Source organism: Streptomyces sp. NPDC057950, assembly GCF_042887295.1.
GTDB classification, from domain to species: domain Bacteria; phylum Actinomycetota; class Actinomycetes; order Streptomycetales; family Streptomycetaceae; genus Streptomyces; species Streptomyces kaempferi.
In genome coordinates this window covers 17,614-40,905 of the sequence record NZ_JBHVPP010000017.1, presented here as the reverse complement: position 1 = coordinate 40,905, position 23,292 = coordinate 17,614, and the positions used below count along the sequence as shown (strand labels likewise).

At 69.7% G+C, this 23,292-nt stretch carries 26 protein-coding genes and 1 tRNA gene; 10 read left to right on the top strand and 17 right to left on the bottom strand.

What is annotated here, in order from left to right; translation table 11 throughout:
* Positions 1-274 precede the first annotated feature (274 nt).
* The gene (locus ACFVTC_RS26450; RefSeq protein ID WP_390130969.1) at positions 275-616 is read right to left on the bottom strand and encodes a recombinase family protein; all 342 of its coding nucleotides are present in this window, start codon (positions 614-616) and stop codon (positions 275-277) included.
* A 60-nt stretch (positions 617-676) separates the two neighbouring features.
* Between ACFVTC_RS26450 and ACFVTC_RS26445 the strand changes: the two genes are divergently transcribed.
* Positions 677-1,006, top strand: a complete 330-nt coding sequence (locus ACFVTC_RS26445) for an antibiotic biosynthesis monooxygenase family protein (protein WP_390130968.1) — start codon at positions 677-679, stop codon at positions 1,004-1,006.
* Positions 1,007-1,118: 112 nt separating this feature from the next.
* Here the strand turns inward: ACFVTC_RS26445 and glpK are convergent, their stop codons facing one another.
* Both glpK and ACFVTC_RS26435 read right to left on the bottom strand, forming a co-directional pair.
* Positions 1,119-2,633: a glycerol kinase GlpK gene (gene glpK / locus ACFVTC_RS26440; RefSeq protein ID WP_390130966.1), complete on the bottom strand. Its 1,515-nt coding sequence runs from the start codon at positions 2,631-2,633 to the stop codon at positions 1,119-1,121.
* A 42-nt stretch (positions 2,634-2,675) separates the two neighbouring features.
* Positions 2,676-3,443: an IclR family transcriptional regulator gene (locus ACFVTC_RS26435; protein ID WP_390130964.1), complete on the bottom strand. Its 768-nt coding sequence runs from the start codon at positions 3,441-3,443 to the stop codon at positions 2,676-2,678.
* A gap of 199 nt (positions 3,444-3,642) precedes the next feature.
* Here ACFVTC_RS26435 and ACFVTC_RS26430 point away from each other — a divergent pair, with 199 nt between their 5' ends.
* Complete coding sequence (locus ACFVTC_RS26430) at positions 3,643-4,083, top strand: ATP-binding protein (RefSeq protein WP_390130962.1); 441 nt, start codon at positions 3,643-3,645, stop codon at positions 4,081-4,083.
* Positions 4,084-4,253: 170 nt separating this feature from the next.
* Here the strand turns inward: ACFVTC_RS26430 and ACFVTC_RS26425 are convergent, their stop codons facing one another.
* The 4 genes from ACFVTC_RS26425 to ACFVTC_RS26410 form a co-directional block, all read right to left on the bottom strand.
* Positions 4,254-5,636, bottom strand: coding sequence for a PP2C family protein-serine/threonine phosphatase (locus tag ACFVTC_RS26425; protein WP_390130960.1), 1,383 nt, complete (start codon positions 5,634-5,636; stop codon positions 4,254-4,256).
* Positions 5,637-5,734: 98 nt separating this feature from the next.
* The gene (locus ACFVTC_RS26420) at positions 5,735-6,493 is read right to left on the bottom strand and encodes an IclR family transcriptional regulator (protein ID WP_390130958.1); all 759 of its coding nucleotides are present in this window, start codon (positions 6,491-6,493) and stop codon (positions 5,735-5,737) included.
* A 123-nt stretch (positions 6,494-6,616) separates the two neighbouring features.
* Positions 6,617-7,027: a Fur family transcriptional regulator gene (locus ACFVTC_RS26415; RefSeq protein ID WP_168532850.1), complete on the bottom strand. Its 411-nt coding sequence runs from the start codon at positions 7,025-7,027 to the stop codon at positions 6,617-6,619.
* A gap of 240 nt (positions 7,028-7,267) precedes the next feature.
* A complete protein-coding gene (locus ACFVTC_RS26410; RefSeq protein WP_390130956.1) occupies positions 7,268-7,567 on the bottom strand; it encodes a hypothetical protein in 300 nt (99 codons plus the stop codon).
* Here ACFVTC_RS26410 and katG point away from each other — a divergent pair.
* From katG to ACFVTC_RS26395, 3 genes are all read left to right on the top strand, one after another.
* Positions 7,566-9,797: a catalase/peroxidase HPI gene (gene katG, locus ACFVTC_RS26405; RefSeq protein ID WP_390130955.1), complete on the top strand. Its 2,232-nt coding sequence runs from the start codon at positions 7,566-7,568 to the stop codon at positions 9,795-9,797. The genes ACFVTC_RS26410 and katG overlap by 2 nt on opposite strands.
* Positions 9,798-9,969: 172 nt before the next feature.
* The gene (locus ACFVTC_RS26400; protein WP_390130953.1) at positions 9,970-10,362 is read left to right on the top strand and encodes a helix-turn-helix domain-containing protein; all 393 of its coding nucleotides are present in this window, start codon (positions 9,970-9,972) and stop codon (positions 10,360-10,362) included.
* A gap of 142 nt (positions 10,363-10,504) precedes the next feature.
* On the top strand, positions 10,505-10,912 hold the full coding sequence (locus ACFVTC_RS26395) for a VOC family protein (protein WP_390130951.1): 408 nt from the start codon (positions 10,505-10,507) through the stop codon (positions 10,910-10,912).
* A gap of 117 nt (positions 10,913-11,029) precedes the next feature.
* Here ACFVTC_RS26395 and ACFVTC_RS26390 read toward each other — a convergent pair whose 3' ends face one another.
* Positions 11,030-12,190: an acyltransferase family protein gene (locus ACFVTC_RS26390; RefSeq protein WP_390130949.1), complete on the bottom strand. Its 1,161-nt coding sequence runs from the start codon at positions 12,188-12,190 to the stop codon at positions 11,030-11,032.
* Positions 12,191-12,641: 451 nt separating this feature from the next.
* Between ACFVTC_RS26390 and ACFVTC_RS26385 the strand changes: the two genes are divergently transcribed.
* Positions 12,642-13,088: an SRPBCC family protein gene (locus ACFVTC_RS26385; RefSeq protein ID WP_329294361.1), complete on the top strand. Its 447-nt coding sequence runs from the start codon at positions 12,642-12,644 to the stop codon at positions 13,086-13,088.
* A gap of 201 nt (positions 13,089-13,289) precedes the next feature.
* Here the strand turns inward: ACFVTC_RS26385 and gcvH are convergent, their stop codons facing one another.
* Positions 13,290-13,685 carry a glycine cleavage system protein GcvH gene (gcvH, locus tag ACFVTC_RS26380; protein WP_390130948.1) on the bottom strand — a complete coding sequence of 132 codons (396 nt, stop codon included), beginning with the start codon at positions 13,683-13,685 and terminating at the stop codon, positions 13,290-13,292.
* Positions 13,686-13,871: 186 nt separating this feature from the next.
* On the opposite strand from gcvH, the gene ACFVTC_RS26375 reads away from it, so the two are divergent.
* Positions 13,872-14,831: an amidohydrolase family protein gene (locus ACFVTC_RS26375; protein WP_390130946.1), complete on the top strand. Its 960-nt coding sequence runs from the start codon at positions 13,872-13,874 to the stop codon at positions 14,829-14,831.
* 90 nt (positions 14,832-14,921) lie between these two features.
* Here ACFVTC_RS26375 and ACFVTC_RS26370 read toward each other — a convergent pair.
* The 5 genes from ACFVTC_RS26370 to ACFVTC_RS26350 form a co-directional block, all read right to left on the bottom strand.
* A tRNA-Arg gene (locus ACFVTC_RS26370) sits at positions 14,922-14,994 on the bottom strand.
* Positions 14,995-15,116: 122 nt separating this feature from the next.
* Positions 15,117-16,568, bottom strand: coding sequence for a purine-cytosine permease family protein (locus ACFVTC_RS26365; protein WP_390130944.1), 1,452 nt, complete (start codon positions 16,566-16,568; stop codon positions 15,117-15,119).
* Positions 16,569-16,935: 367 nt separating this feature from the next.
* Complete coding sequence (locus ACFVTC_RS26360; RefSeq protein ID WP_390130942.1) at positions 16,936-17,316, bottom strand: hypothetical protein; 381 nt, start codon at positions 17,314-17,316, stop codon at positions 16,936-16,938.
* Positions 17,317-17,530: 214 nt separating this feature from the next.
* Entirely contained in the window at positions 17,531-18,199 is a 669-nt protein-coding gene (locus ACFVTC_RS26355) for an NAD(P)H-binding protein (protein WP_390130940.1), read from the bottom strand.
* Between the two features lie 29 nt (positions 18,200-18,228).
* A complete protein-coding gene (locus tag ACFVTC_RS26350) occupies positions 18,229-18,903 on the bottom strand; it encodes a TetR family transcriptional regulator (protein ID WP_390130938.1) in 675 nt (224 codons plus the stop codon).
* Between the two features lie 194 nt (positions 18,904-19,097).
* Here ACFVTC_RS26350 and ACFVTC_RS26345 point away from each other — a divergent pair, with 194 nt between their 5' ends.
* Positions 19,098-19,928: an SDR family NAD(P)-dependent oxidoreductase gene (locus ACFVTC_RS26345; protein ID WP_390130937.1), complete on the top strand. Its 831-nt coding sequence runs from the start codon at positions 19,098-19,100 to the stop codon at positions 19,926-19,928.
* Between the two features lie 192 nt (positions 19,929-20,120).
* Here the strand turns inward: ACFVTC_RS26345 and ACFVTC_RS26340 are convergent, their stop codons facing one another.
* The gene (locus ACFVTC_RS26340; RefSeq protein WP_390130936.1) at positions 20,121-20,591 is read right to left on the bottom strand and encodes a hypothetical protein; all 471 of its coding nucleotides are present in this window, start codon (positions 20,589-20,591) and stop codon (positions 20,121-20,123) included.
* Positions 20,592-20,895: 304 nt separating this feature from the next.
* Positions 20,896-21,606, bottom strand: coding sequence for a calcium-binding protein (locus ACFVTC_RS26335; protein WP_390130935.1), 711 nt, complete (start codon positions 21,604-21,606; stop codon positions 20,896-20,898).
* On the opposite strand from ACFVTC_RS26335, the gene ACFVTC_RS26330 reads away from it, so the two are divergent.
* Entirely contained in the window at positions 21,605-21,880 is a 276-nt protein-coding gene (locus tag ACFVTC_RS26330; RefSeq protein WP_390130934.1) for an SDR family NAD(P)-dependent oxidoreductase, read from the top strand. The genes ACFVTC_RS26335 and ACFVTC_RS26330 overlap by 2 nt on opposite strands.
* 129 nt (positions 21,881-22,009) lie before the next feature.
* Here the strand turns inward: ACFVTC_RS26330 and ACFVTC_RS26325 are convergent, their stop codons facing one another.
* Positions 22,010-22,501: an FBP domain-containing protein gene (locus ACFVTC_RS26325; RefSeq protein ID WP_390130932.1), complete on the bottom strand. Its 492-nt coding sequence runs from the start codon at positions 22,499-22,501 to the stop codon at positions 22,010-22,012.
* Positions 22,502-22,571: 70 nt separating this feature from the next.
* Here ACFVTC_RS26325 and ACFVTC_RS26320 point away from each other — a divergent pair, with 70 nt between their 5' ends.
* Positions 22,572-23,168: a TetR/AcrR family transcriptional regulator gene (locus tag ACFVTC_RS26320; RefSeq protein WP_390130930.1), complete on the top strand. Its 597-nt coding sequence runs from the start codon at positions 22,572-22,574 to the stop codon at positions 23,166-23,168.
* Positions 23,169-23,292: the final 124 nt, after the last annotated feature.

Below are 23,292 nucleotides of genomic sequence, written 5' to 3'. Positions count from 1 at the left end.
GGCGCGGTCGGCGCCCGGCGCAGGTCTTCCTCTCGTCTCGGACGGTCCGGGCCCCCGGGGGGTGTGTCCCGCGACCCTCCCCCGCCGCACCGCTCCGTTCACCGCCGCCCGGCACGCCGACTCATGCGGACGCCAGGTGCTCCTTGAAGAAGCCGGTCAACTTCGCCACGGCGGTCGGCACGTACGCGTCATTTTCATACAGGTCGACGTGGGTGGCGCCCTCGCCCCCCGCCCCCCGAAGAGCTCCTTCGGCTCCCCCGCCCTCTCGACGGCCTCACGGCTGCAATAGGCGGTGTCCGCCTCGGTTCCGGCGATCATGAGCAGCGGCCGCGGCGCGCTCATTGATCAGCATGGCCTCAAGAGCACCCTGTCGAGTGAGGCGGGACAGCGAGAACACGACCACTGCGTCTACGTGCACGGCGCGAACGGCGGACATCATCTCCTCGAACTCCGGCCGGACAACCTTGGGGTCCCAGCCGGATTTGCCGACGTCGGCGAAGTGGCCCGCGTTGTCCCAGCCTTTGGCTGCGATCAGCGCCTCGCACTTGGTCCGCTGTGCTTCGGGAGACGACGCGGAGTCGTCCTCACGCTTCCTTGACTGTCGGATGTAGGACACTGCGCGCACATGGTCCAGATCAGGGGTCCAGTCGAGGCCCCGTTTGACGAGAGGTGTCAGGTGCCTAGCGTAGTAAAAATCAACGTACTGACCGTCCCTTCCGAGCAGCGGGAGACGCTGGAGAAGCGCTTCGCCTCCCGAGCGCACGCCGTGGAGAACTCCGACGGTTTCGAGTGGTTCGAACTCCTCCGCCCGGTCGAAGGCACCGACAACTACCTCGTCTACACCCGCTGGCGTGACGAGGAGTCCTTCCAGGCATGGATGGAGGGGCCCATGAAGGCGGCCCACCAGGGTGCCGGCGAGGGCGGCGAGCGCCCCAAGCCCGCCGCCGCCGGATCCACGCTGTGGTCCTTCGACGTCGTGCAGCAGGCGGGACCGAAGTCCGTGTAATCAGGGCCCCGGCACACGGCACCGCGTCGGTCCGTGGGTCAGGGAGTGATGGATGCGGCCCGGCAGTCGGCGAGTTCCGTGTCGACTGCCGGCATCGCCCCCGTCACCCGCGTCAAGTGGACCCCGGTGGTTTGATCCACCCCAGCGACCGCTCGACGGCCCGCTGCCAGTTGTCGTACTCCGCGTCACGGCGCACCGGGTCCATGTCGGGCAGCCACTGGCCGGCCCGGTGCCAGTTGCGGCGCAGGATCTCCAGGTCCGGCCAGTAGTCGGCGGCGAGCCCCGCGGCGTAGGCGGCGCCCAGGGACACCGTCTCGGCCACCATGGGCCGCACCACGGGTACATCGAGTACGTCTGCCACGAACTGCATGAGCAGGTTGTCCGCTGTCATCCCGCCGTCGACCTTGAGCTGCTTCAGGGCCACCGAGGAATCGGCGTTCATGGCGTCGACGACCTCCCGGGTCTGCCAGCCGGTGGCCTCCAGGACCGCCCGCGCCAGATGTCCCCTGGTGATGTACGACGTGAGACCGACGATGACCCCGCGCGCGTCACTGCGCCAGCGGGGTGCGAACAGACCGGAGAAGGCGGGCACGATGTAGCAGCCGCCGTTGTCCTCGACCGTGCGCGCGAGGGTCTCGATCTCCGGCGCGCTGTTGATCAGTCCCAGGCGGTCACGGAACCACTGGACCAGTGAGCCGGTGACCGCGATCGAACCCTCAAGTGCGTAGACCGGGGGCTCGTCCCCGATCTTGTAGGCGACGGTCGTGAGGAGTCCGTGCCGCGACCGGACGACGTCCGTACCGGTGTTGAGCAGCAGGAAGCTGCCCGTTCCGTAGGTGCACTTCGCCTCGCCCGGGGAGAAACAGGTCTGGCCGAACAGGGCGGCCTGCTGGTCCCCGAGCGCGGCGGTGATACGGACACCCGGGAGGAGCGAGCGGGCCTCGCCGTAGTTCTCGGCGGAGGACCGGATCTCCGGAAGCATGGGGCGGGGAACACCGAAGAACGCCAAAAGCTCGTCGTCCCACTTCAAGGTATGGATGTTCATCAGCATGGTGCGGCTGGCGTTCGTCGCGTCCGTGATGTGCAGACCGCCGTCCACCCCTCCGGTGAGGTTCCAGATCAGCCAGCTCTCCATCGTGCCGAACAGCACCTCACCGTCCTCGGCACGCCGTTCCAGCCCGTTGACGTGGTCGAACAGCCAGCGGATCCGCAGCGCCGAGAAATAGGTCGAGGGAGGCAGACCGCAACGCTCCAGGAAGAAATCGTCTCCGGGGTCGATTCGGAGGGCCTCGACGAGCGGCGCCGTACGGGTGTCCTGCCAGACGATGGCCCTGCCCAGCGGGACGCCCGTCCGCCGGTCCCAGACCACCGTCGTCTCCCGCTGGTTCGCGAGACCGATGGCGGCCACCTCCGCCGCGCCGACACCTTCGTCGGACAGGGCCTCCGGGACGATGCGCCGAAGGTTGCGCCAGATCTCGACGGCGTCGTGCTCGACCCATCCGGGGCGGGGGAAGTGCTGCTGGTGCTCGCGCTGGGCGACCGACACCAATCGCCCGTGGTGGTCGAACAGGATGCATCGGGTGGAGTTGGTGCCCTGATCGATGGACATTACATACCGTTCAACCATGATCGGGTTCTGCCTTCCGATGTGTCGGTGAGGCGGTGGCCGTCACCAGCGAGCTGCCCCGAGCTCCCTGGAGATGGCCCGCGCGGCCTCCCGGAGCAGGGTGACCAGCTTCGGCCGGGGGCGGCCGTGGCCGTCGCAGATCCGCTCCACCGGGCCGGACAGGCCGATCGCCCCGACCACGAGTCCGCCGTGCCCCCGGATCGGCGACGCGATGCCGGCTTCGCCCATGGTCATCTCCTGGACCTCGGCGCCCCAGCCGAGTTCCCTGATCTCGGCCAGTGCCCGGCCGAGCCGCTCCGGAGTGACCAGCGTGTGCCGGGTGTACGCCTCGAGGCCGGCTTCCAGGACCGGCTCGACGGTCACGGCCCCGAAGGCCATCAGCACCTTGCCCAGCGAGGAGGCGTGCAGCGGCAGCAGCGAGCCCACGTCCAGCGTCTGGAGCGTGTCGTCCGGCCGGAACACATGGTGGACGACGAGGACCATGCCCTCCAGGGGCGTGCCCAGACGGACCGACTCCCCACTGCGGGCGGCCAGCGCGTCGGCCCAGTTGATGGAGCGCGACCGCAGCTCGTTGATGTCGAGATAACTGGTGCCGAGGTGCAGGAGAGCGGCTCCGAGCTGGTACTTCCCGGTTTCCGCGTCCTGTTCCACGAAGTCCACGTGCTGGAGTGTGCGCAGGATGCCGTGGGCGGTGCCCTTGGCCAGCCCGAGCGAGGCCGCCACCTCGCCCAGCCCTAGTCGGCGAGGCTCACCGGCGAGCAGACGCAAGATCGCAGCCGCCCGTTCGATCGACTGGACTGGGCCGGCCATGATCCGAGCCTATTACCGCCGCGGAGGGTCCGCTTGACGTGCGGGGAGACGGTGCGGACACCGCGCCGGGTGCGGCGTTCGGTAATGCCGACCGCCGTTCATTGACCCACCTCATTTCGGTCCTTAACGTGCTCTGAGGCCCGGCAACGCGCTGAGGTTCCGGCAATCGGCCGACAGCGCTCACCCCGGAGGAGAAGAGATGGCGCTACAGCTCAATACGAGGCTTCGGGAGACGAAGCTTCGAGAGGCAGTCGAGTACGTCTTCCCGCTGCCGCCCGTCGCCGGGGCCGTCTCGGCCGTCCGCCGACGCGCGGGCGTGGTCCTCACCGACTGGAACGTGTCGCCGGGGATCTTCGAGGACGCGCTGCTCGTGGTGTCGGAACTGCTCACCAACGCGATCGTGCACGCGCTGCCCCCGGCGGAGCTGCGACTGTCCTGGATACGGGGCGACGGACTCGACACCCTGCGGGTCGAGGTCACCGACGCGGGACCCGCACGCGCGGCGGGGCAGGAGCTCGAAGGGATCGACCCCGACGAGCACGGCCGCGGCGAGGAGATCGTCCGGGCCCTGGCGACCCGGTACGGCATACGGTTCCACCCCGGTGGAGTGACCCGGTGGGCCGACCTCGTCGCGGCGTGATCAGGAGCGGACGTATGTGAGAGCGCGTGGCCCACGGCCCGCGCTCACGGCGTACCCGTCAATCACCCCCTCCATAGACGCGGAACCCGTCGCTCAACGCCTCCGTTCGCGGAGATCAACGCTTCCGTTCGCGGAGAAGGGATCAAGACCGGCGTCCGACGGCGGCGCGGTCAGAAGCGGTCCGAGCACACGCCCGTCCCGCGAGACACCACCAGATCCGAAGCGGCCCGGCCCGGCACCGGCCGACCCGACACCGCCGGATCGGACGCGAGCGGACCGCACGCGGCCCCAGCAGAGGCGACCGGACCCGACGCGACCGAAGCAGAGGCACCCGGAGCCGACACGGCCGGACCAGCGGTGGCCGGAGCCGACGCAAGCGGACCCGACACAGCCGGACCAGCGGTGGCCGTTCGGGAAGCGGCCGGCTTGCGCAGCAGGAGCAGCGCGGCGTCATCGTGCAGTCGGCCCCCCACATACGTCAGCAGCTCGTCGTGGAGCGCGTCCAGGGTGCGCGCCGGCTCCTCGCACACATGGCGCGCCAGACCCTCGGCCAGCGGATAGAACTCGCGATCGTGGTTGCGGGCCTCGGTGACCCCGTCGGTGTAGAGCAGCAGCTGGTCCCCGTCCGCGAAGTGCAGCACCTGGAGGCTGGGCAGCTCGCCCGACAGGGCGCGCAGCCCGAGGGGCGGGGCGGGGTGGGTGGGCTCCACGGCCTCGACGCTTCCGGACGCGCGCACCAGCAACGGAGGGGCGTGCCCGCAGTTGACGACCTCCAGATGCCCCGCCTGCCCATATCCGGCGACCACGGCCGTGACGAAGTCGTCGCCGCCGAGATTGCGTGCCAGGCTCCGCTCGATCCTGCCGACGACGGCGAGCAGATCGGGCTCGTCGTAGGCGGCCTCACGGAAGACCCCGAGCACGAGCGCCGCGGTCCCCACGGCCGGCAGTCCCTTGCCGCGCACGTCGCCGACGATCAGCCGGACGCCGTACGGGGTGGACACCAGGGCGTAGAGATCTCCGCCGATCCGGGCCTCCGCCGCGGCGGCGCTGTAGCGGACGGCGACCCGGAAGGGGCCGACCGTCTCCGGTATCGGTGTGAGCAGTGCGTGCTGGGCGGCCTCGGCGACCGAGCGGACGGCGGCGAGCACCCGCTCGCGGCGGCCGCGCAGCGAGCTCGCCAGGCCACTCGCCAGGGTGACGGCCGTCAGCGCGGACAGCACGGCCGCCAGTTCCCCGGGGGGCACACCGTCCCTGACGCCGAGCCTCGCGCCCAGTACGGCGGCGAGGAGGCCGATGCAGAGCACACCGCGCGGCCCGTTGGTCGTGGCGGCGAGTGCGGGGCCGGCCGCGAGCAGGGACAGCCAGATCATGCCGGCTCCGCCGACCACGTCGACGAGCACGATGACGGAGACGAACAGCAGGGGCAGTACGGGTACTCCGGCGGCGAGCTGGGAGGTGGCGCGCCGCTGGGCGAATGCCTTGAGGGGCGCTGTTCGACCCCAGATCGGCCGCAACGGCCTGTGGGCGCCGGCATGGTCTCGGGCCTGACTCATGTTTCGACCGCAGTCCTCACCTGTGTGCCGGATCACTTCCGGTATGTCCGTTTCATCCAGGAAACGCGTTCCGCCCGGCGCTCACAAGGACACGGATTTCAGATAGTGAGAGAGAGACCTCTCGTCACCCGGTTTGCCGTCGGGATGAGCCGTGTCACGACCTCCTCGAGCCGGGAGACGCGCTCCGCCGGCAGGGACACGCCGAGCGCGCCCAGCGTGTCCCCGCAGTAGACGGGCACGGCGACACAGACCGTACCGAGGGCGTACTCCTCCAGATCCGTGACGGCCGGGGCCACGGGTGAGGAGTCGAGCCGCCGGAGCAGCTCGGAGGAAGTCGTCACGGTCCGCGGAGTGAGGTCGGCGAGGCAGTGCCGGGAGAGGTAGTCGTTGCGGGCGTCGTCGTCCAGCTCCCGCAGGACGGACTTGCCCAGGGCCGTGGCGTGGCCGGCGTCCTCCATTCCCACCCAGAGGTCGACCCGGGGCGCCCGGGGACCGTCGACGATCTCCGCGACCCGGATCTCACCGTCCTCGTAGAAGGTGAGGTACGCGGGGGTCGCGAGTTCGTCCCGCAGCGCGGCGAGCGTGGGACGGATCCGGCTCAGTAGCGTCTGGCCACGGGCGGTGCTGTGCAGCGCCTGCAGTCTGTCCCCGAGGATGAAGCCGCCGTCGGCCAGCTTCCGTACGTATCCGTCGTGCACCAGCGTCCGCAGCAGGTGGTACGCGGTGGCCAGCGGCAGGCCGGTCTCTCGCGCCAGCTGCTTCGCCGGAGCGCCGTTCTCGTGCGCGCTCACGGCCTCCAGCAGACGAAAGGCCCGCTGTACGGACGCGATGAGCGTGGGGCCGTCCTGAGCACCCATGGGTCCAGCGTGCGCCGAGTGCGCGGCGCGGGCAACACACCCACCCCGTTCGCGGCTCGGGCGACGCGACGAGGAGGTGCCGTGAACGTCATCGAGCGCCCGCCGCGGATCCCGGGACAGCCCTCAGGCGCAGGAGGGGCACAGTCCGCGGTAGGTGACCTCGACCTCGGACACCTGGAAGCCGAAACGCTCCACCGCCGGGAGGTCGGCCAGCGGGTCGCCGGTCGGGTGCACGTCCCGGATGGTGCCGCAGTTGGAGCACACCAGGTGCTGGTGGGCGTGGTGCGCGTTGGGGTCGTAGCGCTTGGCGCGGCCGTCGGTCGAGACCTCTATGACCTCACCGAGTGACACCATCTCGCCCAGCGTGTTGTAGACGGTCGCCCGGGAGATCTCGGGCAGCCGCTGCGCCGCGCGGGCGTGCACCTCGTCGGCCGTGAAGTGGACGTGGTCGCCGTCGAGGACCTCCGCGACGACACGTCGCTGGGAGGTCATCCGCCAGCCACGCGCTCGCAGTCGTTCCAGCAGGTCACTCATATCGGTTCACCTATTCAGGTTCGGTGGGATACCCGAATTTTACCAGTGAACGTCCGGGCTCCTATTGGATACGGCTTTGGCGCGCTTCTTGACTAAGACTCTGTCCATCGTAGGATCGGTTCTGGCGCTGGCCAAGGGACAGGAAGACTCCAAAACGGCATGAGACAGAGACGTGACGGGACCACCGCCGGGAAGCCGCGCGATGCCGGTCCGAAGGTGACGGCCGCCCGCGTCGCACGGCTAGCAACCGTCCGGGAAGGTGACCGCCTCGGCATCGGGGCGGCCACGTCCGGGGCGCGCGACCGCGCGGACCACGTCTCCCCTCGGGCCGCCGGCGAGGATCTCCCCGCGCTCGACGCGCCAGGACCCGTTCATCGCGTCGGCCCGGTCGACGGCCCGGCGCCTCGCCCGAACCCGTACGACGGTCACCGCCTCCCGCCCGACGAGGCCGGGAGGCGTCCTCCGGGGCCCCCGCCCCGGCCGTGCCTCCGCCCGCAGTACCTGAGCACCACGATCCGCCTGGTCCGGAAGGATTCCCATGTCTGAGAACCATGATGCAATCGTCGTAGACGCCAAGACGGAGGGCGGAGGTGGCTGCCCCGTCGCGCACGATCGCGCCACGCACCCGACGCAGGGCGGCGGGAACAGCCAGTGGTGGCCCGATCGCCTCAACCTGAAGATCCTCGCCAAGAACCCGGCCGTCGCCAACCCGCTCGGTGAGGAGTTCGACTACGCCGACGCGTTCAACGGTCTCGACCTCGCCGCCGTGAAGCGGGACATCGCGGAGGTGCTGACGGACTCACAGGACTGGTGGCCGGCCGACTTCGGCAACTACGGCCCCTTCATGATCCGGATGGCCTGGCACAGCGCGGGCACCTACCGCATCAGCGACGGCCGCGGCGGCGCCGGAGCCGGGCAGCAGCGCTTCGCACCGCTGAACAGCTGGCCGGACAACGGCAACCTCGACAAGGCCCGCCGGCTGCTGTGGCCCGTCAAGAAGAAGTACGGGCAGAGCATCTCGTGGGCCGACCTCATGATCCTCACCGGCAACGTCGCCCTGGAGACGATGGGCTTCAAGACGTTCGGCTTCGCCGGCGGCCGCGCGGACGTGTGGGAGCCCGACGAGGACGTCTACTGGGGTCCCGAGACCACCTGGCTGGGTGACGAGCGCTACACCGGCGACCGAGAGCTCGAGAACCCCCTCGGCGCCGTCCAGATGGGCCTCATCTACGTCAACCCCGAGGGCCCGAACGGAACTCCGGACCCGCTCGCCGCGGCCCGCGACATCCGTGAGACGTTCCGCCGGATGGCCATGAACGACGAGGAGACCGTCGCGCTGATCGCGGGCGGCCACACCTTCGGCAAGACCCACGGCGCGGGCCCGGCGGACAGCGTCGGCGCCGACCCCGAGGCCGCCCCGCTCGAGGAGCAGGGCCTCGGCTGGAAGAACTCGTTCGGCACCGGCAAGGGTGGCGACGCGATCACCAGCGGTCTCGAGGGCATCTGGACGAACACCCCTGTGACCTGGGACAACAGCTTCTTCGAGATCCTGTTCGGCTATGAGTGGGAGCTGTTCAAGAGCCCCGCGGGCGCGAACCAGTGGCGGCCGAAGGACGGTGCCGGCGCGACCACCGTCCCCGACGCCCACGACCCGTCGAAGACCCACGCCCCGACGATGCTGACGACCGACCTGTCGCTCCGCGTCGACCCCGCCTACGAGCTGATCTCGCGGCGCTTCCTCGAGAACCCCGACGCGTTCGCCGACGCCTTCGCCCGCGCGTGGTTCAAGCTCACCCACCGTGACATGGGCCCGGTCGTGCGCTACCTCGGTCCGGAGGTCCCGGCCGAGGAGCTGCTGTGGCAGGACCCCCTGCCCGAGGTCGCGCACGAGCTCGTCGACGCGGCGGACATCGCCTCCCTCAAGAGCCAGGTCCTCGCCTCGGACCTGTCGGTGGCCCAGCTCGTGTCCGCCGCCTGGGCGTCGGCGTCGTCCTTCCGCGGCAGCGACAAGCGCGGCGGCGCCAACGGCGCGCGCATCCGCCTCCAGCCGCAGAGCGGCTGGGAGGTCAACGACCCCGACCAGCTGGCGACGGTGCTGCGCACCCTGGAAGGAATCCAGAACACCTTCAACTCCGCCCAGACCGGCGGCAAGCGGGTCTCGATCGCCGACCTGATCGTGCTGGCCGGGGGTGCCGCCGTCGAGCGGGCCGCCAAGGACGCCGGCTTCGACGTCGAGGTCCCGTTCGCACCGGGCCGTGCGGACGCCTCGCAGGAGCAGACGGACGTGGAGGCGTTCGCCCCGCTCGAGCCGGCCGCCGACGGGTTCCGCAACTACCTGGGCAAGGGCAACCGGCTCCCGGCCGAGTACCTGCTGATCGACCGGGCGAACCTGCTGACCCTGAGCGCTCCCGAGATGACGGTCCTCGTCGGTGGTCTCCGCGTGCTGGGCGCCAACTACCAGCAGTCGTCGCTCGGCGCCCTCACCACCACCCCCGGGGCGCTGACCAACGACTTCTTCACCAACCTGCTCGACCTGGGGACGACGTGGAAGGCGGTCTCCGAGGACGCCAACACGTTCGAGGCCCGAGACGCCGCCACGGGCGAGGTCAAGTGGACCGGCAGCCGCGCCGACCTCGTCTTCGGGTCGAACTCGGAGCTGCGCGCGCTCGCGGAGGTCTACGCGAGCGATGACGCGAAGGAGAAGTTCGTGAACGACTTCGTCGCGGCGTGGAGCAAGGTGATGGACCTCGACCGGTTCGACCTGGTCTGACACCTGACGCGAGACGCGTGACATCCAGGCCGGCCGGCCCCGCGCGGGCCGGCCTGGATCCGTCCTGGGTTCCCGGTGGCACCCACCGGCCCGGCTCCGCCACGGACACGGCCGCCCCGGGGCGGCCGCGGGACAGGTGAGGGGCGGCGGAGAATCGTGGTGTGATGACGCCGTGAGCCGCGCCACCGAAGACACCAACCGCCGCATGCTGCGAGCGAGGGACGCGATGGACCGCGCCTACGCGCAGCCGCTGGACGTCCCGGCCCTGGCCCGGATCGCCCATGTGTCCCAGGCCCACTTCACCCGCACCTTCCGGGCCACGTTCGGCGAGACACCGCACCGCTATCTGCAGCGCCGCCGTGTCGAGCGCGCGATGTTCCTGCTGCGGGAGACCGACCGCAGTGTGACGGACATCTGCTACGCGGTGGGCTTCGGCAGTCCCGGAACCTTCAGCCGCACGTTCCGCGAGATCGTCGGCCGGTCACCGAGGACGTACCGCAAGGAAGCGACCCCCGCGAACGTGCCGACGTGCTTCACCATGGCCTGGCTGCGGCCCACCGGCTGACCCGCCGGGCCGCGGGCTTCGGCGACACCGGTCTCGTCGACGTCAGGGACGCGGCGCGGGATCCAGGACGCGGGATCCAGGGGCTGTCGACTGAGCAGTTTTGGACAAGTTTCCGTCCGGCCCGCCCGGTAGCGTGACGCACATGTTCAACGCCATCACGCACTCACAGATCTACGTCCTCGACCAGGACCAGGCCCTCGACTTCTACGTGGGCAAGCTCGGCCTGGAGGTCAACGCCGATGTCGACCTCGGCTTCATGCGCTGGTTGACCGTCAACGTCCCGGGACACCCCGACCGCCAGATCCTGCTGGAGAAGCCGGGGCCCCCCGCCCTGTCCGAGGAGACGGCACAGCAGGTGAGGGAGCTGGTGACCAAGGGGGCGACCGGCGGCTCGCTCATCTTCAGCACGGACGACTGCCGCAAGACGTACGAGACGCTGCTCGGCCGGGGCGTCGAGTTCACCGAGGAGCCCACCGAGCGTCCGTACGGCATCGACTGCGGCCTGCGCGACCCCTTCGGCAACAACATCCGTTTCACCCAGCCGGCCTAGGCGAACACGGCGCCGTGCCGGAAGACGGTGACGGGCCGACCGTCCAGGTGTCACGCCCACCTGCGGCCGGCCCGTCGAACGGCTCGGGGCACATGGCCGTGCGCCCGGGACAGTCCCTTATCCCCCTCGGACGACGTCTCCGCCCCGCTCGGTCACGGCCGGCTGCGACTTCCCGCTCCGGCGGCGCAGCAGCAGTTCCCGGGCGGGGCGTTCCACACCCTCGTACAGGAGCCAGGCCAGCCCCAGTGCCACGGTGAACGCCACGGCGGTGGCGGTCAGCCCCGCCGCCACACCGAAGTGCGGGGACTTCCCGAGCAGGTTGACACCGGCCCGCAGGACGAGCAGATGGATCATGTAGAAGGCGAAGGAGAGTTCGCCGAGCCGCACCAGTCGCCGGTGCCGCCACAGTGAGGGCCGTCCCCGCAGGTCGGCGACGGCCGCCGCCGGGATCAGCAGGGCGAAGCCGACGATGGTGCAGGTGGTGGCCGAATACCCGGGGGTGACCTGGGGAACGAGGAAGTAGCCGATGATCGTCAGGGCGAGTGAGGCTTCCATGCCTGGCCCGCGCCAGCGTCCCAGGAACACCAGCCGGGCGACGGCGGCACCGAGGACGAATTCGGGGAGGCGAGCCGCCGGAAAGGAGTACACCGGCTGGCTCAGCCAGTGGTGCGCGTCGGACCAGGCCAGGGCCAGGACCGCCAGCACCGACAGCCCGGCGACGACGGTGACTCCTCGCGCCTCGAGCCGGCGCAGCCCCAGGGCCAGCAGCGGGAAGACCGCGTAGAAGAATGCCTCGCAGGCGAGTGACCAGCTGACGGGGTCGAGTGTCTGCCACCACGGTCGCCACCAGGAGTGCGTCAGCAGCACATTCGCCAGCGCGGAGTTCAGGGTCGGCCTCATCTGGCCGGACAGGGTGAATCCCATGAGCAGCGCGATCGCGGCGGTGACGAGGTGGACCGGGTAGACGCGGGCGACGCGCCGCCGCCAGAAGGCCAGGGCGCGGTCGCGCGGGCGTGCCGACCACATCAGTACGAAGCCGGAGAGGACGAAGAAGAACGAGACGCCGTTGGCGCCCGCCCCGAATCCCCACGCCACGATGCGGCCGCCGGTGTCGCCGAAGTACCCGAAGTTGTGCACATGGAGCCCGAAGACCAGCGACGCCGCTACCCAGCGCAGTCCGGTGAGCGAGGGAAGTGCGGACGGCCGGGGCGTGGGCGCGGACTCGGTCGTGGTCGCTGTCGGGGCCGGCGCCCGGGTCGTCCCGGTCGCCGATGTCATCGCGTCACCTGCCGAGGGGTGTTCGTGGAAGGCATGAAGGAGAGCGTTACCTGTTCGTCATGTTTCATTCCGGTCTTGTGGGCGGCCTCACACCGGCCTCCGCGCGCCCGGAGGGCCCCACCCGGTCCGCGGGAGGCGTGGCAGGCGTGACGCCTCTCGGCCGCCCCACCGGCCCGGCCGCGATGTGCCCGCCCAGGGGCCGGCGTGCGGGACAGGACGTTCACAGGTGCGGTCGAAGCCACGTACGTGCATCCAGCCATTACTACCCTTTGCGGACCTGCCGGGGGTCAAACCAGGCTCTCTCGGGTGTGTCGGGCCTCATGAAACGGAGTCCGGCCGGCTTACTCCGGCAACAGGACGCGCCGGTGGGACCGGGCCCGTAGGCTGAGCGTGCTCGGCAGACTCGCGCGCACTCAGCCGGAGCCCCAGCGATCGCAGCACAGGAGGAACCGTGGCCGGTCAGTTCGAGGCGACAGCCGAGATCAACCGCCCCGTCGAGGAGGTCTTCGCCTTCCTGGCCGAGGGTACGAACGACCCGAAGTTCAGCCCCAGGGTGCAGGAGATCAAGAAGACGCCGGAGGGCCCGACGGCCGTGGGCACGGTCTTCACGAGCACGGTCAAGGACGCGGGCATGAAGACGGGCCGACAGTTCCGGATCACCGAGTTCGACCCGCCTCGGCGGATCCGGTGGACGGAGATCTCGAAGAACGTCGTGACGGCCGACCAGGGCGGCTACGACCTCGAGTCGACCGGTGCGGGCACGACCCACGTCAGGATCTTCAACATCCTCGAAGGTCACGGCATCGGGAAGCTCCTGGTGGGCCTCGCGCTGAGTGCGGCGCGCAAGGACGCGGACGCGTTCGGCCGACGGATCAAGGCCGCGGTGGAGGCGTCCTGAGGAACGGAGCGGCAGGACCCCTCGCGGTGATCCGCGGAACCGGATCGTCCGCCCAGGGTCCTGGCCCTCTTCGCGAGGCTGCGGTGCTGTGCGGCGCGTATGGCGGCGGCGTCCCGTACGGGCGCCGGGCCGTGCCGTCAGTGGTGACGTGATCACGACCGCACACCGCTTCCGTCGCCGCGCTCACGTCAGCCCAGGGGACTACTTGCCGCCTTGGCTGATGTAGCTCTCGTACCCGTCGTCGCTGAGCAGGCTGTCGAGTTCACTCTTGTCGGTGAGCTTGATCTCGATCAGCCAGCCGTCGCCGTAAGGGTCCTCGTTGACCATCTCGGGGCTGTCGTTGAGCTCATCGTTGAGGGCGGTCACCTCGCCCGACACCGGCGCGTAGACCTCGGTCACCGCCTTGACCGACTCGAGGGTGCCGAACGGGTCGCCCGCGGAGAAGCGGGTTCCCTTCGCGGGGAGTTCCGCGAAGACGATGTCGCCGAGTTCCTTCTGGGCGTGGTCGGTGATACCGACACGCACCACGCCGTCCCGCGCCACCCGCACCCATTCGTGGTCCCTGGTGTACTTCAGCTCGTTGGGGACGTTCGACATGAAGACTCCTTCGGGGCTGTCGTATGCCGAACGGTCGCGGTCGGCGGGGCCAGTCTGCGTGAGCGCGTCCGGCCTCCCGCGCACCACCACCCGAACGGCCCGCAAAGACCGTGTTGGCGCGCTCGGTGCCCGTGACGCTCACCCCGTCGAGTGGCCCGCACCCCTTCCCGGGCGTTCCATCGAAGGGTGACCCCTACGCGCATCGACGTGCACGCCCACCTGTGGACCGCGGGGTACCTGGACCGTCTCGAACGTCTGGGGAAGTCCGACACGGCTACCCAGCGCGGGATCGGCGCCGACGCGACGGATGCCGATCTGGACACCCGCTTCGCGCTGATGGACCGTGCGGGCATCGACCTCCAGGTGCTCTCCACGGCCCCGCAGTCCCCGCACCTGCCCGCGGAGTCCGACGCCGTTGCGCTGGCCGAGGCGGCGAACGACTCGTACGCGGAGCTGGTGGCCCGGTTCCCCGATCGGTTCCTCGCCTTCGCCGCGCTGCCCCTCCCCCATGTGGACGCGGCCCTGCGCGAGCTGACCCGCGCCCTCGACGAACTGGGTGCGGTCGGTGTCGGTGTGACCACGACCGTGCTCGGCCGCACACTCGCCGATCCCCTCTTCCGCCCCCTCTACGAGGAGCTGGACCGGCGCGGCGCCGTGTTGTACGTCCATCCCGCCGGCGAGGGCGCGGGCAGCCCGCTGATCACCGAGCACGACATGACATGGATGGTCGGGGCGCCGGTCGAGGACACGGTGGCGATCATGCACCTGGTCCTCGCGGGCCTTCCCGCGCGCTACCCGCGGATGCGCGTCCTGGCATCGCACCTGGGCGGAGCGCTGCCGCTGCTGCCGCGCCGGCTCGACGACCATCTGGCCTTCGAGTCCCCCGGCACGCCCGAGCCGCCCTCGGTGGCGGTCCGCCGCCTCTGGTACGACACGGTCAGTCATGCGCATCCGCCCGCGCTGCTCGCCGCGGTGGCTTCCTTCGGGGCGGACCGCATCGTGCTGGGTACGGACTTCCCGTACGAGGACGGGGAGGTCTTCCTACGGGCCGTGGACCACATCGCCGACTCGGGGCTCGGCCCGGACGAGGTCACGATGATCCTCGACACCAACGCGGCGGACCTGCTCGGCCTGTCCACGCCGTGAGGTGCCGACTCGCGCCGTGAGGTCCGACTCGGCTTCCCCGCGGAGCAGTAAAAAGAACCCCGTCTCCGGAACGCCGGAGACGGGGTCATGTGGAGCGCCGGGCAGGCCTCGCACCTGCATCTCCCCGCAGGAAGCGGGACGTCTTTCCTTGGACCACCAACGCATCGAGCCACTACCGGAGTTCGTCCGGGAAGCTCATGATCGAGAATAGCGCAGTCCCCGTCTCCCGGGAAACGGGGGACGAAGGCGGGGTCCGAGTGGTTCGATCGCGGTCAAGTGCGGAGGTCATGGCTCCCGGTGGTCGTGGGCGGCCGATTCCAGGTCCGTGAGCTCTGCTTCGGCGAGGCGCGTCTCGGCCTCGACGTCGATCGAGCGGGTGAACAGCCAGTAGAGGACCGCGGCGACGGGCAGCCCGATGAACAAGGAGATGTCCGCGCCGCCGAGCGCGTGCGCGGCGGGCCCGACGTAGAGCGTTCCGACGGAGAAGAACGGCACCATGACGGCGAAGCCGACCAGGTAGGCGACGATGCCGTGCCAGCCCCAACGGCCGTAGATTCCACGGGGGTTGAAGATCTCGGCGACCGCGTAGTGGCCGCGGCGCACCACGTAGTAGTCCATGAGGTTCACCGAGGTCCACGGGATGAACAGGTAGAGCACCAGCAGCAGGAAGTCGTTGAAGTTCTCCAGGAAGTGGGCGGTCGCGGCCAGTGCGCCCACCACGGAGAGCGCGGCGGTGAGTCCGAGGGTCACGAGCCGTACGGCGACGGTCGGCCGCACCCTCCTGAACGAGTCGATCGCGCTGATGAGGGTGAGGGAGCCGCCGTACATGTTGAGCGCCGTCACCGAGACCAGACCGAGGGCGGCGAAGAGCAGCACGATCGCGCCGAACCCGCTGAAGACCTTGTCGCCCGCGGCGTTGATCGATCGGATCGTCTCGAAGTCCTTGCCCGCCCACCCGGCGAGCAGCGCGCCGAGGGTCATCAGCCAGATACCGCCGAGCGCCGACCCGAAGTACGTCCAGTAGAACGTCTTGCGGACGGTCACGTCGGGTGGCAGGTAGCGGGAGTAGTCCGAGACGTAGATGGCCCAGCTGATCTGGTAGCCGGCGACCACACCGAACTGGGCGAGGAACGGCGTCCACTTGAAGCCGCCGAGGTCGAAGGAGCCCGCGGGATAGTGCAGGGTGACCAGGATGCCCACCGTGAAGACCCCGAAGATGACGAGGAAGGCGTAGGTGAGGACCCGCTCCGCGCGGTGGATGACGTCGTAGCCCACCAGCGCGATCACGAACGCGATGAGCGTGACCACGACCACCCACGGCTTGACTCCGCCGTGCACCGTGCTGTGCAGGGCCTCGCCGGCCAGGATCGTGTTGAAGACGTTGAATCCGGCGTACTGCACATAGGCGAACAGCCACACCAACAGGGCTCCGACATAGCCGAACTGCGGCCGTGACTGGATCATCTGCGGCAGTCCCAGTTGCGGGCCCTGCGCGGAGTGGAAGGCCATGAAGAACGTGCCGAGGATCGTGCCCGCGGCGATCGCGATCAGCGACCAGAGGAGGTTGCCGCCTCCGGTGATGCTGATGAGGCCCACCGCCAGCGTGGCGATCTGCGCGTTGGACATGAACCACAGCGGCCCCAGGTGCCACAGCTTTCCATGGCGCTCGTCCAGGGGGACGTAGTCGATGGAGCGGATTTCCAGACCCGATACCCGTGGCTGCGATGACGTCGTCACGAGCGCCTCCTTGAGGGGGTTCACCGAGCGATGAGGACATTCATCATCTGTCGCTACGATCATGCCCCGAGCCGTACGGGTCAGGAAGGAGCCGGGCCGGGAAGCGCGTCACGCACCGGGTCCGTGCCTCCGGCCGACGCGCACGTGGTGGCCATCGTTTCGGGCTGGTCGTCGAAGGGGTGCATGGGCTTCGTCACGGGAATCCGGAATCCCGCCCAGCGGCGTGCCGGCCCGGATCGCTCGCGGGCCGGCACGTCTTCCGTTGGCCCCCACCTTGGCCCTCGCCCCGCGCGATCGCCGCTGTCGCCGCGTGCCGGGGCATGGACAGGGGACCGTGTCGGAACGCGGGTGTCGCCTGGAGACTCGGTCAGCAGTTCTGCACCGGGTCCGTCTCGCTGTAGATCGCGGTGTCCTTCATGAATCCCAGTTGCCCGTTGTCGGCGACAGTCATCAGCCAGCGGGTCGGGTGCGGCCCGCCGACCCATGCCTGACCGTCCTCCTTGCAGTAGAACCAGCTCGGGTTGGAGTACATGTGGCCGACGATCTTGTCGGGGTCCGGGTAGGAGTGGTTGTTGCCGATGATTCCGTAGACGGCCGCACCCGAGACGTTGTTGCAGTACCACCTGATGCCGCCGTCATTGGTCCAGCAGCCCGCGGCGGCGTGCGCGGACGGGGCCGCCACCGCGCCGAATCCGACGGCCAGCGCCGCGGTCGCCAGCGCCGTACCGAGTTTCTTGTGAACACGCATATGATCCCCCGGAGTTGTCGTCCACCGAGCGGTGAACGGTCACGTGCGCCGATGGACGACGCATGCGACCACTATGGCGAGCGCCGACGCCACGGGTCGATCACTTCGATCCTGATGGAATCCTGGCTCGTGTCCCCGGGCGCCGCCGCGGGACCTCCCCGAGCCGGTACGCACCAACGCTTCTGCCGGGAAGGCGCGTCGCCGTCCCGCCGCGTCAGTCGGCTCCGAGCCGGTTGATCTCCGGGCTGCGCAGCACCGACGGGCCGTCGCCCTTGAGCGCGACGACGGCGATCATCGCGCGGCCCAGGTGCTCGGTCGTCGTCACGTACTTGGGGGCCAGCCTGCGGAGAACGGGGTACAGCCACGACGTGAGCCGGTACATCAGACGGTAGCCCGACGTCCTGGAGACGGCTCCGTTGCGCGGCTGGATGTAGCCGGGCCGGAACAGGTAGGCGTGGAACGGCATGGCCAACAGTGCGTTCTCCGTACGGCCCTTGACCCGCGCCCACATCGAACGGCCGGACTCCGTGCTGTCGGTCCCCTCCCCCGACACGTAAGCGAAGGTCAGCTCGGGATTGTTCACGCTCACGGCACGGGCGGCGGCCAGCGTGAAGTCGTACGTGATCCGGGTGTACTCCGCCTCGTCCCGCCCGGCCGCGGAGACGCCCAGGCAGAAGAAGCAGGCGTCCAGACCCTCCAACTCGCCCCGGACCGCGCCGAAGTCGGTGAAGTCCGCGTGCACGACCTCCCGCACCTTCGGATGCTCCTCCTTCAGCGGTGTGCGCACGACGAGCACCACCTCCTCGACCTCTTCGTCCTGGAGGCAGGCGCGCAGCACGCCCTGCCCGACCATTCCGGACGCTCCGAACAAGGCCACGCGCATGATTGCTCCCGGGCGGGGTGAGACGGCGGTCAGGACGCCGTACGGGTGAGGGTGCCGGCGATGAGGGTGGCCACCATCTCCCGCAGGGTGGCGGCGAAGTCCATACGCAGGGCCGCGAGCGACGGGTCCGCGTCGTAGGCGGCGAGCATGCCCGGGGAGGGACGGGCGTGGGTCCAGACGGCGCCGGCCATCATGAAGGCCTGCGCACTGAACAGTCTCGCTCCGTCGCCCAGTTCGGGCAGGTACTGACGTGCGAGGCCGGCCAGCGCGTCGACGTTGCCGATGGCCGCTCTCTTGTACCGGGCGGCGACCGCCGCGGACACGTTGTGCTCCAGCACGCCGGCCTGTGCGCTGAGCAGATCGCACAGCACCCGGCGCTCCGCGAGGCAGCGGGTGAACACCGCCGCGAACTCCTCACCCCGCTGCCGTACCGGATGCTCCGCGCCGATGCCCGCGGCCAGCAGAGCGGGCAGTTCGTCCATCAATCGTTTCCACGCGGTGTCCAGCAGCTCCAGCAGGATCGCCTCACGGGACTCGAAGTACCGCAGCACATTCGACTTGGCCAGCCCGACACGTCGGCTCAGCTCATTGAGGCTGACCTCGCCGACCGACATCTCGTCGAGCATCGCGGCCGCGGTGTCGAGGATCGCCTGTCGCCGGATCTCACGCTGCTCCTCGCTGCGCGCACGCTGGAAAGTCGTCATGCCGCCATGTTACAGACTATCGGTCTTTTGACATCAGACCACCGGTACCTTACCGTCGACCACAGAAGAGACCGGCGGTCTGCAATCGGCCCGACGTCCCCGCGGCCCCCGCAGGGAAGTCAGGCCCGGCACCCCGCGGGCCGAGCACGGCGCACCATCCCCCGCGCTCCCCCCAGGAAGAAAAGAGAACGTCCATGTCCAAGGTCTGGTTCGTCACCGGAAGCTCCCGCGGTCTGGGCCGCGCCATCGTCGAGGCGGCGCTGGAGGCCGGCGACCAGGTGGTGGCCACCGCTCGCAAGCCCGCCCAGCTCGACGATCTCGTGGCCCGCCACGGAGATCGGATCCTTCCCCTGGCCCTCGACGTCGCCCGCGACGACGACGTCCAGCGGGCCGTTCGGGAGGGCCTCGACGCCTTCGGCCGCTTCGACGTCGTCGTCAACAACGCCGGTTACGGCGACATCGCCTCCGTCGAGGACGTCACCCTGGACGCCTTCCGCGCCCAGATCGACACCAACTTCTACGGTGTCGTACAGGTCACCAAGGCAGTGCTGCCCGTCCTGCGCGAGCAGGGCCGCGGGCACATCTTCCAGGTCTCCTCCGTCGGCGGCCGGGTCGGCTCGGCCGGACTGAGCGCCTACCAGAGCGCGAAGTGGGCGGTCGGCGGCTTCTCCACCGTCCTCGCCCAGGAAGTGGCCCCGCTCGGCATCAAGGTCACCGTCCTGGAGCCGGGCGGCATGCGCACGGACTGGGCCGGATCGTCCATGACCATTCCGCCGGTCAGCGAGCCCTACCAGCAGACGGTGGGCACCTTCGCCGACATGATCAGGAGCAGCTCGACGGCCAACTCCGCGGAGTCCGACCCCGTCAAGGTGGCCCAGGTGGTACGCGACCTCGCCGGACGCGAGGACGCCCCCGTCCGGATCGTGCTGGGTGCCCAGGCCTATGAGATCGCCCAGGCGGCCTCCCGCACGATCACCGAGTCCGACGAGAAGTGGCGCGAGGTGTCCGAGTCCGTCTCCGACTGACCGCGCGCTTCCGCGCGTCCGACGGGTACCGGACCGGCCACCGGCCACCGGCCACCGGCCACCGGCTACCGGCTACCGGCTACCGGCTACCGGCTACCGGCTACCGGCTACCGGCTACCGGCTACCGAGGATCTTCGGGCGTCGCCCGAGGGTCCGCCGGCCGGTCTCGGCGGCGCCGTCACAGGACAACCCTCAGGCGATCCACTGGTCGCCATGGCGATGCCGGCCCAGCTTCACGGCGGAGAACTCGTCCCCGTCGCCGTCCGCCACCACGCCCAGCCGACGGAGTGCCTGAGAAATCGGACTGCCCGCCGGCGGAAAGGGCTCGCACTCCCGCACCTGGACCGGTCCCAGCACGATGGCGCCGCCGTCCCAGACGGCAGCCTGCTGTTCACCCACTCCACCGAAGTACTCGGCTTCCACATAGGCGAGCGGCCCACCCGTCGACCAGTCGGCGAGACGCGCGGGAAAACCCTCGGGCAGCCGCCAGAACCCCAACGCCTCCCCGGCGCCGCCTTCGGCCACGGCGTCGAAGAGCGCGCCGGTCATCGGTATCAGCGACAGACCCTGTCCGAGCGGTGCCGCCCGCGCGGCGGGCACAGCCCGCGAGACACCGCGGAGCAGCTCGGCATCACCGATCACCGCACTCAGTACGTAACTCATCCGCAGGCCCCCTCCACGCTCGGAGACCCCATCCTGTCGCACCGGCCGGCCCGTACGCAGGCGACCCCTCATCCTCAGGGGTTTGTTCGAAGGAGTGCCAAGTGACCGCGCCCGGAGCGGGCGCACATGTCAGCGCGCCACTCGCCCACAACCCGATCGGCAAGTTGAACGGCAGGCCGAACGGCGGGAATACCGTCGGCGTACGAATCTGCGAAAGTCAGGGGCGAAAGGCAACCGCGAAGTCGCGGTTCACCTCCGGGGAACCTCACGTATCGCCGCGCAATTCCCCGGACCGCGGGAACCGTCAGTCCTGATGGACGATATTCCTTCCCGGACCGCCTGAAAGCGTGTCCCGGCCGGGTCCGCCGTACAGCTTGTCGTTGCCGCTGTTCCCGTACAGTTTGTCGGCGCCGCTGTTTCCGTACAGGACGTCGTTGCCCGTCCCGCCGTACAGCGAGTCGTCGCCGGTCCCGCCGTAGATCGTGTCGTTGCCAGCGTCGCCGTTGAGGATCTGGCCGCCGGCGCCGCCCCGGAGCACGTCGTCGCCCCTGCCGCCGTTCACGATGTTGTCCCCGCCGCCGGCGTCGACCGTGTCGTTGCCGTCACCGGCGAGGACGGACGCCAGCTTGCCGACCGTGATGGTGTCGTTGCCGGTCCCTCCGACGACCTCGTTGCCGTCGAGACCGGTGTTGTCGGTCAGTCTGTCGTTGCCGGAGCCGAGGTCGATCCTGTTGAAGTAGTAGACCTGACCAGTGGCATTGCGGGAGGCGACGGTGTCATTGCCGTCGCCGAGGCTCATCTCCAGGGCGGCGTACGGGTCCTGACTCTCCAGCGCGACGAGCGTGCAGGAGACCCTGGTGCGGTCCGCACCGACCGGGTAGGAGCAGCCGTGCCCCGCGCGGATCGGGACGACGTCTTCGATCACATAGGTGAGGGCCTCGTGCCCGCTGGTGTACGACTCGGCGATCGTCACCTTGTTCACCTGGTGGGCGAGCAAAGCCGCCGTCGAATGCATGGCCCTCAACCTCAGCCCCGAACTCGGCCGGCGCGGCATCACCATCAACGCCGTCGCGCCCGGCGGAACCGTCACGGACATGTCCGCCGACGCGGCCTCCCAGTACGTCCATCCCGACGTCGACACTGATTTCGACACCCTTATCCGTACGTCCAGTTCGCTCGGCAGAATGGCTCAGCCCTCCGAAATCGCCGCGGTCGTCTCGTTCCTGGTGTCGGACGATGCTTCGTTCGTCACAGGCCGGACCATCCAGGCCGACGGCGGCTGGTTCTGACCCGGGAAGGGCAGCACGGCTTGACGGGCCATCAGGTGGCGGGCATGGCCGACCGGGACGTCCCTCGTGGCACCCGCGGACCCGAACTCCCGCCCTCTCCAGCGCGTTTCGGCCCGTGGTCCACCGTGTTCACGCCGTCACCTTGGCCATGAACGCGGCGACGTTGGACACCGTCCGCTGGATCTTCTCCTCCAGCGTGAGCGACTCGTGGAGGCGGCCGCCCACGCCCGCGTCCTTCTTGCCACGCATGTACAGCGAGCAGGCGAGGTCGCTGCATATGTAGGCGCCCACCGAGTTGCCCTGCTGCCCTGCCTTGCCCGCCTTCGGCGCGACCATCAGGGACACACCACCGGTGTGGGTGGTGAGGCACATCGAGCACATGCTGCGGCGCATCTGCTGGGCGCCGGGGCTGGGACAGCGCAGCGCGAGGGCCCTGAGGCCGCCACCGAGCGGGCTGACGAGGTAGGCGCGGTCGGGTGCCTGGGGGTCCCGCCAGCCGAGATAGTCCAGGTCGCCCCAGGGCCGGTCGGCCAGGTCGCGTGGGACGGACAGACGCTTGGCCTCGCCCTTGGTGCAGTTCACGAACGCGGTACGGATCTCTTGCTCGGTCAGCGGTTCCATGGGAGTAAGGTAAATTGCCTAAGAGGGTTAGGCAAATGATTAAGTGACTCTGTCTGGTGGGTGAATGGTCATGGCAAGAGCCGGGCTGACCGCGGAACGGCTGACCCTGGCGGGTGCGGAGCTGGCCGACGAGGTCGGCTTCGACAAGGTGACCGTCGCGGCGCTCGCCCGGCACTTCGGCGTCAAGGACGCAAGCCTCTACTCGCACCTGAGGAACTCGCACGACCTGAAGGTCAGGATCGCCCTGCTGGCCTTGGGGGAACTGGCCGACCGGGTCGCCACCGCCCTGGCCGGGAGGGCCGGCAAGGACGCCCTCGCGGCCTTCGCGAACGCCTACCGGGACTACGCGCGCGAGCACCCCGGCCGCTACGCCGCGGCGCAGTTGAGGCTCGATCCGGAGACGGCCGCCGCCAGCGCCGGGGTCAGGCACGCGCGCATGACACGGGCGATCCTGCGCGGTTACGACCTGACGGAACCGGACCAGACCCACGCGGTCCGGCTGCTGGGCAGCACCTTCCACGGCTACGTCACCCTGGAGATGAGCGGAGGCTTCAGCCACAGCGCCCCCGACTCCCAGGAATCCTGGTCGTGGGTCGTCGACGCCCTCGACACCTTGCTGCGCAACTGGTCCGCACCCGCGCAAAGCCCTTCTCGCCCACCGGCCTGACACCCCGCACGGAGCGCCAGCGGCCGGCCCCCCTCCCGCACGGCACGACACCTCGTGACGCGCCAGACACACCGGACGCACCAGAACCGCGACCCACACAAGCCGCACAAGACGCACAAGCGTC

Excerpts from the sequence above, each read along its gene's own strand:
- ACFVTC_RS26395 (WP_390130951.1), top strand. The coding sequence starts at position 10,505 with ATGTTCAACGCCATCACGCACTCACAGATCTACGTCCTCGACCAGGAC.
- ACFVTC_RS26360 (WP_390130942.1), bottom strand. The coding sequence starts at position 17,316 with ATGCGTGTTCACAAGAAACTCGGTACGGCGCTGGCGACCGCGGCGCTG.
- ACFVTC_RS26345 (WP_390130937.1), top strand. The coding sequence starts at position 19,098 with ATGTCCAAGGTCTGGTTCGTCACCGGAAGCTCCCGCGGTCTGGGCCGC.
- ACFVTC_RS26355 (WP_390130940.1), bottom strand. The coding sequence starts at position 18,199 with ATGCGCGTGGCCTTGTTCGGAGCGTCCGGAATGGTCGGGCAGGGCGTG.
- ACFVTC_RS26410 (WP_390130956.1), bottom strand. The coding sequence starts at position 7,567 with ATGGGAATCCTTCCGGACCAGGCGGATCGTGGTGCTCAGGTACTGCGG.
- katG (WP_390130955.1), top strand. The coding sequence starts at position 7,566 with ATGTCTGAGAACCATGATGCAATCGTCGTAGACGCCAAGACGGAGGGC.
- ACFVTC_RS26420 (WP_390130958.1), bottom strand. The coding sequence starts at position 6,493 with ATGGGTGCTCAGGACGGCCCCACGCTCATCGCGTCCGTACAGCGGGCC.
- ACFVTC_RS26350 (WP_390130938.1), bottom strand. The coding sequence starts at position 18,903 with ATGACGACTTTCCAGCGTGCGCGCAGCGAGGAGCAGCGTGAGATCCGG.
- ACFVTC_RS26435 (WP_390130964.1), bottom strand. The coding sequence starts at position 3,443 with ATGGCCGGCCCAGTCCAGTCGATCGAACGGGCGGCTGCGATCTTGCGT.
- ACFVTC_RS26335 (WP_390130935.1), bottom strand. The coding sequence starts at position 21,606 with ATGCATTCGACGGCGGCTTTGCTCGCCCACCAGGTGAACAAGGTGACG.
- ACFVTC_RS26340 (WP_390130936.1), bottom strand. The coding sequence starts at position 20,591 with ATGAGTTACGTACTGAGTGCGGTGATCGGTGATGCCGAGCTGCTCCGC.
- gcvH (WP_390130948.1), bottom strand. The coding sequence starts at position 13,685 with ATGTCGAACGTCCCCAACGAGCTGAAGTACACCAGGGACCACGAATGG.
- ACFVTC_RS26320 (WP_390130930.1), top strand. The coding sequence starts at position 22,572 with ATGGCAAGAGCCGGGCTGACCGCGGAACGGCTGACCCTGGCGGGTGCG.
- glpK (WP_390130966.1), bottom strand. The coding sequence starts at position 2,633 with ATGGTTGAACGGTATGTAATGTCCATCGATCAGGGCACCAACTCCACC.
- ACFVTC_RS26325 (WP_390130932.1), bottom strand. The coding sequence starts at position 22,501 with ATGGAACCGCTGACCGAGCAAGAGATCCGTACCGCGTTCGTGAACTGC.
- ACFVTC_RS26425 (WP_390130960.1), bottom strand. The coding sequence starts at position 5,636 with ATGAGTCAGGCCCGAGACCATGCCGGCGCCCACAGGCCGTTGCGGCCG.
- ACFVTC_RS26430 (WP_390130962.1), top strand. The coding sequence starts at position 3,643 with ATGGCGCTACAGCTCAATACGAGGCTTCGGGAGACGAAGCTTCGAGAG.
- ACFVTC_RS26330 (WP_390130934.1), top strand. The coding sequence starts at position 21,605 with ATGGCCCTCAACCTCAGCCCCGAACTCGGCCGGCGCGGCATCACCATC.
- ACFVTC_RS26390 (WP_390130949.1), bottom strand. The coding sequence starts at position 12,190 with ATGACATCGGCGACCGGGACGACCCGGGCGCCGGCCCCGACAGCGACC.
- ACFVTC_RS26415 (WP_168532850.1), bottom strand. The coding sequence starts at position 7,027 with ATGAGTGACCTGCTGGAACGACTGCGAGCGCGTGGCTGGCGGATGACC.